At 30.4% G+C, this 12,799-nt stretch carries 12 protein-coding genes; 2 read left to right on the top strand and 10 right to left on the bottom strand.

Features of this window, described 5'->3' with window-relative positions; translation table 11 throughout:
- Nucleotide 1: 1 nt before the first annotated feature.
- The 9 genes from CEY12_RS01310 to CEY12_RS01270 all read right to left on the bottom strand — a co-directional run bounded on the left by CEY12_RS01310 (nucleotide 2) and on the right by CEY12_RS01270 (nucleotide 9,958).
- Entirely contained in the window at nucleotides 2-2,215 is a 2,214-nt protein-coding gene (locus CEY12_RS01310) for an ATP-binding protein (protein ID WP_089025974.1), read from the bottom strand.
- Entirely contained in the window at nucleotides 2,205-3,137 is a 933-nt protein-coding gene (locus CEY12_RS01305) for a hypothetical protein (RefSeq protein WP_089025973.1), read from the bottom strand. Before CEY12_RS01305 ends, CEY12_RS01310 begins: the two co-directional genes overlap by 11 nt.
- Nucleotides 3,134-5,260, bottom strand: coding sequence for an ATP-binding protein (locus CEY12_RS01300; protein ID WP_089025972.1), 2,127 nt, complete (start codon nucleotides 5,258-5,260; stop codon nucleotides 3,134-3,136). Before CEY12_RS01300 ends, CEY12_RS01305 begins: the two co-directional genes overlap by 4 nt.
- Nucleotides 5,261-5,430: 170 nt before the next feature.
- Nucleotides 5,431-5,757, bottom strand: coding sequence for a hypothetical protein (locus CEY12_RS01295; RefSeq protein WP_228409764.1), 327 nt, complete (start codon nucleotides 5,755-5,757; stop codon nucleotides 5,431-5,433).
- A gap of 24 nt (nucleotides 5,758-5,781) precedes the next feature.
- Nucleotides 5,782-6,042: a helix-turn-helix domain-containing protein gene (locus CEY12_RS01290; protein ID WP_089025971.1), complete on the bottom strand. Its 261-nt coding sequence runs from the start codon at nucleotides 6,040-6,042 to the stop codon at nucleotides 5,782-5,784.
- 594 nt (nucleotides 6,043-6,636) lie between these two features.
- The gene (locus CEY12_RS01285) at nucleotides 6,637-7,158 is read right to left on the bottom strand and encodes an AAA family ATPase (RefSeq protein ID WP_089025970.1); all 522 of its coding nucleotides are present in this window, start codon (nucleotides 7,156-7,158) and stop codon (nucleotides 6,637-6,639) included.
- A gap of 20 nt (nucleotides 7,159-7,178) precedes the next feature.
- Nucleotides 7,179-7,532, bottom strand: a complete 354-nt coding sequence (locus CEY12_RS01280; RefSeq protein ID WP_089025969.1) for a bleomycin resistance protein — start codon at nucleotides 7,530-7,532, stop codon at nucleotides 7,179-7,181.
- Between the two features lie 51 nt (nucleotides 7,533-7,583).
- Entirely contained in the window at nucleotides 7,584-8,123 is a 540-nt protein-coding gene (locus CEY12_RS01275; RefSeq protein WP_089025968.1) for a Crp/Fnr family transcriptional regulator, read from the bottom strand.
- A gap of 164 nt (nucleotides 8,124-8,287) precedes the next feature.
- Nucleotides 8,288-9,958 carry a helix-turn-helix domain-containing protein gene (locus CEY12_RS01270; RefSeq protein ID WP_089025967.1) on the bottom strand — a complete coding sequence of 557 codons (1,671 nt, stop codon included), beginning with the start codon at nucleotides 9,956-9,958 and terminating at the stop codon, nucleotides 8,288-8,290.
- Between the two features lie 399 nt (nucleotides 9,959-10,357).
- Here CEY12_RS01270 and CEY12_RS01265 point away from each other — a divergent pair, with 399 nt between their 5' ends.
- Together CEY12_RS01265 and CEY12_RS01260 are read left to right on the top strand one after the other, a co-directional pair.
- Nucleotides 10,358-10,786 carry a MauE/DoxX family redox-associated membrane protein gene (locus CEY12_RS01265; RefSeq protein WP_157676728.1) on the top strand — a complete coding sequence of 143 codons (429 nt, stop codon included), beginning with the start codon at nucleotides 10,358-10,360 and terminating at the stop codon, nucleotides 10,784-10,786.
- Between the two features lie 279 nt (nucleotides 10,787-11,065).
- Nucleotides 11,066-11,380, top strand: a complete 315-nt coding sequence (locus CEY12_RS01260; RefSeq protein ID WP_157676727.1) for a hypothetical protein — start codon at nucleotides 11,066-11,068, stop codon at nucleotides 11,378-11,380.
- A gap of 61 nt (nucleotides 11,381-11,441) precedes the next feature.
- On the opposite strand, the gene CEY12_RS01255 is transcribed toward CEY12_RS01260, so the two are convergent.
- Nucleotides 11,442-12,791: a RagB/SusD family nutrient uptake outer membrane protein gene (locus CEY12_RS01255; RefSeq protein WP_089025964.1), complete on the bottom strand. Its 1,350-nt coding sequence runs from the start codon at nucleotides 12,789-12,791 to the stop codon at nucleotides 11,442-11,444.
- Between the last annotated feature and the right edge of the window lie 8 nt (nucleotides 12,792-12,799).

The following is a 12,799-nucleotide window of genomic DNA, read 5'->3' as shown; positions in this document are numbered from 1 at the left end:
TTTAACTTAAACCCTCAATTTCTTTTATAATTCTATCCTTTTCTTTTTCTAAATATTCCTTTCTTACAGCATTTCCAAATATTTCAGAATACATTTCTAATAACTTATTTTTGATAATTGGTTCGTCGATTAAATCAATTAGCTCTAAGTGCTGATTACTTAAGGCTGAAAGATTACGAATAGAATCAATTATCTCTAGCTTTTCTGATAATTTTGGATCGGTCAAATTTTCATTCTGTTCCTTTTCTTCCAACTTGCTCAATTTCAGTTTTTTTTGTTTTAAAATATTTAGCCAATCAATAGTTTCTGAAATTTTGGTTTTTGCAAATTCTCCAATATAGATATCATCATCACTTAAAAAAAAATTATCTCCTAATAATTCGTGAATGTTAGCTCCGAATGATTTTTTATTTTCTAATACAGCAGTAGATTCATTTTCGTTACTTTTTAAAAATAAAATATTTTTTGCTGGTATGTCAGACAATATAAAGGGAGAATGAGTAATAAAAATTATATTTAGATTTGGTAAAACTTCTAAGTTATTATAATCTATCTTCTTGAGATAATCTAGTAGATCGGAAATAAAAGTTCTTTGTAATTCTGGATGATAGTATAACTCAATTTCATCAAGTATAATATTAAAGTTATTATATACTAAGAGTTCTTCTTTTCTTGAATTGAAATTGACTGATATAAGATTTCTTAAATGATAGACGACAGAGTTCAGGCTAAAAATTTTTTGTTTTTCACCAGAACTTAAATTTGAAAAATTGTTTTCTTCAGAGGAATCAAAATATAATTCGAACTTAAAAAAGGAGGGCGGGACTAAATCAATTAAATCAAGAAAAGGATATTCATAACTATTTATTTTATTCTCAAGATCTTTAATCTCAAAAGTTTTTTCTTCATTGATTATTTTATCATCAACATAGTCTTGATACTCGTAAAAGTTCAAAGCTTGTCTTAATTTTAATGTTATATGACTTCTATCAGTATAGAGCTGCTGTATAAATCCATCGATTTTTTCGACATTAAGAAGATTATTTTCATCATAATAATCCTTAAAAGTGGGATATCTCTCAGGAATCAATGTTATTTTCCTAAGAATATATTCTTGTGTTTTCTTATATAATATACCAGTTTTAACGATGAACGTAGTGGAGTCTTCTTTTTTAAAAAATGTCCTATAAAGTTCGGGAAATATTTTATTTTCAAAATCTTCTTGAAGTTTAGCAAAATCAGAATTCGATTTTTCACTAAACGAAAGTTTTATTCTTGTGACTGTTTTATTTTTAGCTAATTCCTTATTGTTAACTTTTTTATCAAACAACAATGACATCAATCTTGATCTGACTAAGTAATTCTCAGAATTAATGTCAATATTACCTTTATCTCTAAATGGATTTAAAACAATAGGCGTCTGATAAGAATCGTTTTTATGAAAAATTTTCTCTATCCATTTACCTGATTCTTCAGAATTTAAACCGTACAACGAATAATTTATGACTAAATTATAAAATAACATACTTAGGTTATTTTTAAATTCTTCATAAGAATTTATATCATAAGTACGGTTATCTGTCAATGATTTTAAAGACAAAGCATCATCTTTTAATCTTAAAATATAAGTTTTGTCACCAATAGAATATATAAACTCAACATTAATCTTATCTGTACCTTCATCATATATTATTCTATTTTTTTCTAGCTCTAGTACTTTATCTAATCCTTTTTTTACAGATGATATTTCTGAATCCAATAATTTTAAATCTTCTTTTTCTACTGTCTTTGTCTTTATTACCTGATCAATATTAGATATTCCCTTTTGGGCTTGTTTCTTATCATCTGTACTTGAAAAATCAATAATTTTGCATATTCTCGATATTTTATAAAATGCCACATATAACAACTCTACCAGACTGCTCTTACCGCTTCCATTTTTACCTACTATAGCTGAAATATTAATCTTCACAAATTTTTCACAATCAAGTAATGGAACAGAGAATTTCAAATCATATAAATCATTTACTTGATTCTTTTTTATATTTATTCTTTCAATTAGATTTTCTGATACAGTATTATTAAGTATTTTATTATTAGAGTCGTAAAAATTATAATTTTGGTCTAATTGATAAATATAGTTGGGTTGTAAATTTTTAAGAAAGTTAGAATTACATTCAGAAAGTGGTCTGATGGCTATTAATTTAAAACTCATTTTTGAAGTATTTTAATATTCCTAATTCGTTTAAGATATCTTTTTTCATTTTACTCAGAGGTCTTCTATCAAACTGTGCATCGTCTATGTGTGTGCCGAAAGCTAATCTGTATATTTCTTTATCGGATATAGAAGTTCCTTTTAAAATATTCTTTCTCAACATTTGTAAATATTTATCAGAGTAAACATCTTTTAACCTGAGTAAATCTGAAATCTCATCTTCGTGAGTTTCGTAAATTTCTTTTAGCTTAAAGAACTTAACTGTTTTTTCTGCTTTTGAATCTTTGGGAGTTCTGACATTAAAACCAAAAGATTTAAGCTTTTTATTATAATAGCTAAATACAATTTGTTTATTTATTTCTTTTCCTAGGTCTATATAAGGATGGAAATGTTCACCTAAACTCAATTCCTTTTTCCCTTTAACCGATGAGTTACATATATTACAACTTGGAATAAGATTATAGAAAGATAACGCAAGTAAGGGGTGATCATCTTTAGCAAACCAATGGTCAAATGTAGGACGTGTTATTTTTTCTCCTTCTTCATCAAATACTGTTTTAGTATACATTCTGTTACAATAAGTGCAAACAGGAATATCTAAATTTTTCGCTAAATCATAAGCATCATAAAGTGTTTTCTTTTTTTGATCAAACCAACCTTTATATTGAAAAACAGATTTTATATCATCAATAAATTTTTCATTTGCAATAAGATTAATCTCTTTAGAAAATTTTATAATCTCAGATGGCGAACCGTTTATAATTATATCTAAAAAAGGATTAATGAAAAAATCAAATAACTGGACTGATTTCGGATCTGTAATTTTCGAATCTATCCTTTCGTATAACTGATCTATTAAACCTGAATAATGTAGTTGTTCCGCTTTGATTATTCTATCTAAAGATTTATCTATGTACATCATAATCTATCATATTTTTGTTGCAACGATTCTATTTCTTTCGCAATAATCTCTTTTTGAAAAACAACGCTATCTTCTAATTCGGAAATCATTTCTGAAAGTTTAAGTTTTATAATAGGTTCATCAATAATTGAAATTAATTTTTTATGATAAATCAGTTCTTGATCAAACGTTTCTGTCTGTCTATTTTCCAAGATTACATTTACATTAATCCACTCAATTGTATCTTCAATCTTCTCTTTAACAAAATCTCCTATTAAACCGTCCGTAACAAAAAAAGAATCAGCAATCAAATCACTAATGTTGGCTCCAAAAGTTTTGGTTGGACGTTGGATATCATCAAATTCAAGAACCTTTGTAAAACCATTATTTCTCTTGAGGTAGATAACATTATTATTCGGTATATCTGATAATGATAATGGATCGTGAGTAGTAAATATTATTTGAATATTAGGAATTGAATAAAGTGGATTTGGAAACCAAGAATTACCTTCGAAAATCATTGGGGTTAATTCTTCAAAAATTATTGGTAGAGTATTGTTTAAAGTGTCTACAAATTTTCTTTTCCACATAGGATGATAGCCTAAATCTGCTTCATCTAATATTACAAGATAATTTTCTCTTTTCCTAGTATGATCATTACTTACTGTAAAATTAAATATCGTAGAATATAGATTTAGTAAGCACGTTTCTCCATATGAAAGATTAATATCAGTTCTAACATCCAAAAAATCCGGATTTATACCGGGAATATTACTGAAATAATTAACAATTTTAGAATATAAGTCAAAAAATAATTCTGAACGTTCTACTATATCACCGTTATCAATAAAAAAAACAAGACTTGTTGATTCCTCATCAGTTTCTAGTTCGTTTATTAATTTATAGAAATCTAATATATTATGTAAACCTTCAATATCTCTAAGCATTTTATCTCTTAACATCGATGTATTAATACCATTAACTTGGGTGATTCTTTCATACGCTGAAGAAATAATTTTAATCAATTCATTCGAGTTCTCAAGCTTAATATCGCTTTCATTACTCTCAAAAATTTTATCTTGGCTGATTATGTATTTTTTCAAAAAATTATCTAGAAACTCTTCAAAATTTGAAGACTCTAATATTTTATTAAAATCAAATCTTCCATTGCTTCCGGTGATAATAAAGGTGTCATTTAACGTTAAAAAAGATAAAATTATTATCTCAAAATTTTTGATAAAGGTTGATGAATCATGAACAATATGAGATTTCTCAGTTAATTCATTTTTATATTGAGGTAAATTCCAAATCTGTTGTAAAGTATCAAATAAATTATCATCACCAATTATTGACAAATAGCGCCTTAATAAACTTTCTGGATTTCTAAATTTTTGTTCCTTTAAATCACTTTCGATATGTATTTTAAGTGTTTCTATTTTTTCAGGGTTTCCTATATTAGAATCACTATAAACTTGAGTAAAATCTCTTTTACTTAAATTTTTCAAACTGATTTTAAACAAATTATAGACAGGAAAATCTGGAAAAGATTGTTTAATTAATTTACTAACTGGATTATTTAAGAAAGCAACTTGCTTTAAAATAGTGTCAGAATATATATTAGAAAGATTTTTGCTAATACTTCCTGATTCTAGTGGCAACAATGAATAGAAATCTGGAATTGACGTGTTGTAAATGGCAGAATAATATAATGGTATTACAGATTCTGCTTTATAGAGATCATAGTTTTCAACGTTAGTTAAAATAATTTCATATTCAGAGCCTTCCAATTTCTTGTTATCATAATCAAAATCTGCCGTTCTATTATGTATAACAAGTTTTATGTCGTTATTTTCGAAAACTTCTTCGTAAATAAAAATGCTCTTTGTTTTATCCTTATAAGACTTATTTATAGCTTTCAGGATATTTGTTTTACCTGTTCCATTAGACCCAACTATTGCAGAAATATTCTGAATATTTTTATTCCAAAATTCATGAATATAAGATTGATTTTGAGTGACTGTAACATATATTTTTTTCAAATCTTTATTTATTGAAAATGAATAAAAGTTATGTCCACCAAAATTTAAAACTTGAGCGTCTTCAAATAAGAAATGGTCAATAATATATACTGATGATAATATCATTTAATAAATTTAAAAATTTATGTTTATAAAAAAATACGGTTTTCCGTATTTCCTAATAAAACAAGCTTAAAACTTTATAAATTTATTAAAATTATGATTTGATTAAAATAATTATTAAGAATATTTTAAATTATTAAGAATATTTATTTTCCGCCCATTGCAATTTACTATTACGTTTTTTTCTGCTTAGGAATACATCTCAGCTCCCCAGCAAAATCCAACATAAAAACTTGACTTCCTACAAATGGATTATAAGACGGCTGATAATCAATATAGCCCGAAGAATGCAAATTCTTCAGGCATTTATGATAGGTGGCTTTTGAATGGATTTTACTGATTCGCATCACTTCATCTCGAGAAATACTGACCGGATTTCGAAAACGGTTGAAATTCCAGAATTGGAATAATGCTAAGTAGAGACTGATGTGCGTAGGATTAAGCGTTTTGTCCTGAGCCACCTTTTCGTAGAAACCTGTGAGATGTTTTATATAATTCATTTTCGGTTGTTTCGGAACTAATGATTATCCTTTGCCATTTAACATCTTTTCGATGTCTTTGTAATTGTAGTATAAAGTCCCTCCGACACGTGTATAAGACAGAGTTCCATTAATACGAAGGTTTTGCAATGTTCCGGAAGAGATTTTTAAAAGTTCTTTAACCTCTGATGAACGTAACCATAATTTCTGCTCAGAAACTTTGATATTGAATAAATTCTTAAGGTCTTCCAATAACTCGGTTTTAAATTCCTTAAGGTCTTCCTTTGTGATGAGATTTACTATCATAGTTATTTCTTTTTTACTTTTTGATTAAAAATTCTTCTGCAAAGTTGGAGCATCAAAATCTTGAAAACAATAGTGTTGATCGTGGCTGGGCTACATAAGAAGAATCTGGATGATTCTGGAATCTTTGGAGATTAAAAAAGAATAAACTGGATTAATCTGGAATCTTAAACCTGATTTCAAGGAAAACAAAAAAACAAGTTCCGCAGTTTTTTCCCCTTTTTGCAAAAAAGGCAAGAGAGTCTTTGGATGTAAAACTTGAAAAGTTTGTATATACAAAGACACATCTTGCTGTACTAAAACTCAGATTTTTCAGAGCTCTGAAATAAATACTTAAAATATTGATTATTAGTATTTTTTCAAATTTCTGCTTTAGAAATAAAAAAGAATGAAAAGGAGAGATTCGTAACCTGCATCTTTTTTACGCAGGTTTAAGATTAACCTGTATCTATTTTACACAGGTTTGTAATTTGACTGTATAAAATTTATACAGGTTTTTAATTTGAGTGTACAAATTTTGTACACTCAATATTTGGCAATAATTTGAAAATAGATACAGGTTAAATATCAGATTAATAGCATCTCGCTGGTTAGCTTTTATTTTTCCATATCAAGCATCTTATCCAATACTTGCTTTTTCCTGTTGTCTAAAGTTCCGCTTACTTCAAGAATTTCATTACTAAAATCTCCAATCCAGTCTTCTAAAATATCATTTACTTCGTGTCTTAGATTGGGCAAATCTGATTCTTGACAACCTATTAAATCGACTTTTTCTATAGGAACAAAAATCAAGAGGTCAATTTCAGCAATTGTCGAGGTCATTTCTTCGTAAAGAGTTGATATATTTTTCCTTTTGCTAATTGCATAAATGTATGCCAATAGGTCTAATGGACAACGGTCAAAAATTACATTGTCATCACTATTTTGTAGCTGTTCTACCGAAAAATTGAATTGCTTCATATAATCTTCCAACGTCGGTATTTCTGAAAACAAACATCCTTCTTCCTCAAGTTGTAAGTAAGGCTCATTTATAAATTCATAATCAGGTAAACTTTCAGCAATCTCTTCTGCCAAAGTTGTTTTTCCAACTCTATGTGAACCTGTAAAAGCTATTCGCATAATTAATGTTCTAGAACTTTTTAATTCAATGTTTCTCCAAAAGTTATCAGATTGCTATCGGGGTCAAGGATAGAAAATTCTTTTTGTCCCCAAGGTTTTTCAGCTAAATGTCCATTTGGATGTATTGGAACTTTATTTTCAATGAATTTGTTAAACAAATCCTCAATGGATGTTGTACGGATATAAATCTGTCCGTAATTTTCGTCTGGAATAAGATTTTTAAATTCAAAAAAGTGCAATTGCAGTTTATCTCTTTGTAGTATTAAGTAATTATCAAACTCATTTCCGAAAACGTTAAAACCTAGTTTTTTATAAAAATTTAGAGTAAGTTCTTTTTGCCTCATTGGCAATTTTGCAATAATATCAGTAATCATTTTTTTCTTTCAAATTTCTATAATTAAGTTTGAAACAACACTTGATTGAAATCAAAAAATCACATTTGCTCTTACTCGGCTTAAAGTTTCTTGGCGAATTTTTAAATAAGAAGCAATCATATTCAATGGAAAAATTTTAATGATTTGAGGTTTATTTTTTAGAAGGTAATCATATTTTTCAGTCGGATTCAAATTGCTATCATAAATATGAATTTTGGTAGACAACGAATTGAAAATCTTGTTGAGTTGTAAGAAATTTTGTGAAATCGAAATCAGTTTGTGTAAGTTTTCTAGTTTTAATTCTACAACTTCTGATTTAGCAAATGACTTTATAATTATATTGGAAGGAATTTGATTCGTCAAACTATCAAAATTGAAAACCCAATCATCTTGAATATTCAAATCAATAATTTTTTCTTCATCATCAATTTTTTGAAGTTGAAAAAGAGCTCCGGTTTTGATAAAGAAAATCGATTTTGAAATTTCTCCTTCAGAAAGAAGGACTTCATTTTTTTCAACGGTTTTAGTTTTAGTATTTTGATTAAATAATTGCAGTTCAAAATCTGAAAAAACACCTAGGCTTCTTAGCATATTCTATAATTAAAGATTAGCTATCAAATTTACATAATAATCACTTCGCTTCAATTTCATTCAATCTCTTGAATCAGATAAAATCTATGAAATTGATTTAGGCAATGTCTAAAATGTAGATACAAGAAAACTTTACGATTTGAAGAGTATTTTAGACATCCATCCTAAAATCTGTCATTAGCAGCAAACTTCTCTCTGCACTGATGCTGATACTCTTGCAGCGACATTCCATAGATCTCTAAAAACAGTTTTAGAAAGTTGGAGCGGGAGGCAATTCCACATAATTTGGCAAGAACTTCGGTTTTCTGATGAGCTGTTATAGGATCTTCTGCAAGCAATTCGGCAATATACTTGATGCGCAAGTCACTTAGGTAGCGGTTAAAATGCATTCCTTTCTCTGTGTTAATGTAGGAAGATAGATAATTAGGATTTGTCCCTACTCTTATTGCAATTTTTTTCAAACTCAGGTTCGGTTTCAAAAACTCTTTTTCGTCTTCAAATTTTTGTAGATTTTTCCGAATTCTGTTGCGAATCTCTGCACTCAACGTCCATTTTGGTGGCGAGACATCCGTTTCTAATTCCTCAATATCAATACCCACACCCGCTAAGACCACATCGTATGTTTTCTCGGGTTTCTTTTCCAGATAAGTGTTGACTATGAACACAAATAAGAGCATAGATACAGCTACAACACCAGCGAGGATGCTCCTGTAACGTTGGGCAGTACTGGAATATTCAATATTTATCTCTTCCAATTCAAACCTCGTAGAAAGGTAATGTCTGTCTTCTATGTTTATTTTTTCAATTTCGTGGAGGGTATCAGCAAAAGATAATGTCTCGTCTATATTTGATTTTTTACGGGCATTCTTCAGTAAAATTTTATAGTTTTCCGTAAGCTCAGGAAAGAAAAAAAAGTGTTTCTGATAAATGGAATCTACTTTTCTAAAAAAACTAAAAGATTCTTGCTGCTGGTGCCGAGCCAATTTATTCTTTCCTAGATAAAAGTAGATCACTGATACCCAGGCAAAGTCATTTACTTTGAGTAGTTCCGGAAGTGCACGATTAAAATCAGCAATACTTTGCTCGTAATTTCCTTTACGAAATTCAGAAATGCCTTTAGATTTAAGAAAATAGCTCCTTAATTGGACAAAATCTAAATTTTGGGGTATTTCCTTGTTGCCAATTTCAATTAAGCGGTCGGCGCTATCATCATCTCCCATTTGCTGGTAGCTATAGATAAGCTGATGTAAACTATTATAATAGCCTTTGCGCATATTGTACAGGATATCTGGTGAATTATTTTTCAAAATCTCCTGTTTAAAGAAAGCAGAACAGTCCTTAAATTGACTAACTGCCTCATCATAATATCCCAGATAACTTTTCATTACACCCAGATGATATAATACCTTATACTTTACGTATGGGCTAGTGCTACGTCTGGCGTAGGATAACGCTTTAAGATAATCATCCAATGCAGGTTGGTAATCTTTAAAATTATAGTAAGACACAATTCCCCTTCCAAGATAAGCAGAGGCAATAAAATCGTTATTGCAACTATGCTGGGCGGAAGTTATTGCACTGTCTGCATACAGCTTTTTGTGGTATCCTGATGGCTCAAAATTCAGGGCATCTTGGTATGCATAAGTTAATTCAGAATAATTTTTTTCTTTTTTTGCGAGGGCAATTAAAAGATCAACGTAAGAAAGTGCTGTAGTATCATTAACCTTCTGGCGATCATACTTTTTTCTAATCTGATGATAGGCCACATTGTCTGTGCTCTGCGCAACCCATAATTCCGCAGTGGAAACCAATAGCAATATAAACAACCTGAACATCTGCACGTTATCTTCATTTTATTATAACCTTTTATAAAATTACATTATTTTTTATGGAATATCCAACTGTTTTGTAAACTACAGAACTAAAATGCCATCATCACTGTTCTTATTTACACAAAATAACATTTGATGTGATGAATAAGCATTATTTGTCTTTTTGAGCACAATATTTAAATCTAACTTATAATCACTTTTATGAAAAAAACTACAGCATATGCCTATGCCACTCTGAGATTTTGATACAGAGGATCAGTTTATAAACTGGCATCAGACATAGGAAACAGGCATTACAAATCATTTTTTCTGTTGAATTTCTGTATTACATTTGATCAGTAATTGTAAGTAAAATAGACATACACATTACAAAGAAATACTGTCAACAAAAAAACGAATGTCGTGAAATATTTAAAAAAAATAATACCATTTGCGGTAAGCATTTTCTTTGTTATTCTTTTCTGCTATGCCGCTATAAGTAAGGTATTGGATTTTGAGAATTTCCAAGTTCAGATTTCAGCATCACCATTGTTGAATGGGTCTTTGCAATTCCTCCCTTACACAATAATCATTGCCGAAGTTCTTATTGCAGGATTATTATGCTATCGAAAAACAAGAAATATAGGACTGTTAGGAAGTTTTGTTTTGATGCTCATCTTTACTGGATATATTGCTTTAATACTAAGTACAAGTAATAATCTTCCTTGTTCGTGCGGAGGAATTTTGGAAAAGATGAGCTGGCATCACCATCTGTATTTTAATATTGGTTGTGTCATTCTTTCAATTATTGGTTTAGGTTTAAATCTAAAATACAGCAGGCCTGCTGAGTAATTATGTTACCGTAATTATTTACGGATGTTTATGATTGGAATTTGTTATTAATATTTAACCTTAAAATTAGACAGCCGAAAGCTGTTTAACAATCAAAATTTCTAAAATGAATTTATTAACAACAATTTGTTTGGGAATATGTAGAATGGGATATTTTGGTACGACAAGATTCGTTAATCTATGGGTATAATTAATTTTTCAACCTACTCTTCGTACTTCTCAGACAGGTTTCTAAAGTTTTTAAGGTAATCTTTTTTGATGTATAAAAAGACCATAACAATGAAAATTAATCAATTTTTGAAAATCAATGCGGTAGCTATTGCTGCTGTTATGTTTACAGGTTCAGTGATGTCTTTTAAAATTATCGAAAAAAAGGCAGAACCAATGCAATATTTTTATAATAGTAACAGTGTTGCGGCTGGTGCATTCTCTAATGTGTCCAACTGGGCAGAGGGAGCAGGTTCATCTTGTCTGACAACAGGAAATAAACCTTGTACAATCACAGTTCCTGAGGGACAAGACCTGGTTGATGTGATTGGAGGATTAACTAATCCCCAGGTCCTTGCTATTCATCCTAGTGAAAGAAGACAATAATAGTCCTTTCAATCAGTATTAAAAAGTAGGGTTGACAAAATATTGTCAACCCTATTATTTTCTATCTTGGATTCTGAGGCATTCCTGTAAGAGTAATAATATCCTCAGGAATTGCTATTGCATATCGCAGGTCATTGGGTGGTAAAGTGTAGGTTTGCCCGTTCACAGTTCTGGTCAATGTAATATTCGCCCCATCACGATTGTACCTTTTTAGGTCAGACCATCTTAGTCCACGAATCAAAAGCTCTTTTCTTCTTTCCTTTAAAATAATATTCAGAGCATCTGTTTGTGAACCGGCTGTTATCAGAACATAAGTTCCTGTCTTCCATCTTTTGGCAAGCAGGTTGTTGAGATACCCCATACCTTCCAGAACCTTATTCAGTCTTACATTACATTCGGCAGCCATTAAATAAAGTTCATCAGTTGCCACACTCACTAATGGTCCATTGACATTGTTGTAGTAGCCTTTGAATAAAACTTCATTATCTGCATTCTTATTGAAAAACATAGTTTTTCGTAAATCATTGCTATCATACATCTGATAAATATGGTCTGGAATCTTTGCAGGCATTAAATGAGATTCGTAAGTTAGTGCTGTCCATAAAAGAACTTCCTTATTCATTTCCTCAATGGGATAATCAGCATTGGGATTCAGCGTATTAAAATCCATCAGGTCATTATTGATGCTGAGCGCCTGCTGAGTATTATAAAGCGCATTGTCATAATCCCCCATAAAAAGATAAGTGCGAGCCAATAAACCGTAAGCAGCGGCTCTCGATATGCGCATCCCTGAAATCTGCTTAGGTAAGAGCAATGGTATTGCAGTCTGCAGGTCACTGATGATCTGGTCATAGGTCTGCTTGACTGTTGAGCGTACCGACGGAATATTCATATCAGGGTCAAGTCTTAGCGGAAGCCCTAAATCGGTTCCTGCGGTTTGTGGATTATAAGCCTTACACCATATCTGAGCGGCATCCAGGTATCGGAAAGCACGAAGTGCCAAAGCTTGACCTCTGATATTATCTGCCTGCTCACCTGTAAAATTCTTATCCTGCATGTTAAACAAAACGGCATTGCAGATATATATACTTCTATAGCAGGTAGACCAATCGTTTCCTGATTCAATGGGAGGGGCTACAATATCCGGCATCCAAGTGTAAAGACGTTTGGATTCTTCGAAGCTTAAGCCATCATAATCAGCATCTGTAAGATAGTAGTCATCCGAACTCGTTTCTCCACTTGATGCAAACTCCACATTTAAGAAACCATAATTGTTGAGAAGCATCTGGTTGTCCTCCAATCTATCGGGAGTTGCCAATTTCAGGTCAGACTTCTCGTCTAAAAAATCACTGCATCCAAACGAGATTAGAATTAATGATAATGATATTAAAAGTATTTTAGTTTTTCTCATTTCTATCG

The sequence above is a fragment of the Chryseobacterium sp. T16E-39 genome, assembly GCF_002216065.1.
Taxonomy (GTDB): domain Bacteria; phylum Bacteroidota; class Bacteroidia; order Flavobacteriales; family Weeksellaceae; genus Chryseobacterium.
Note: the sequence above shows the minus strand (reverse complement) of the source record. Positions and strands in the feature narration are given on the sequence as shown.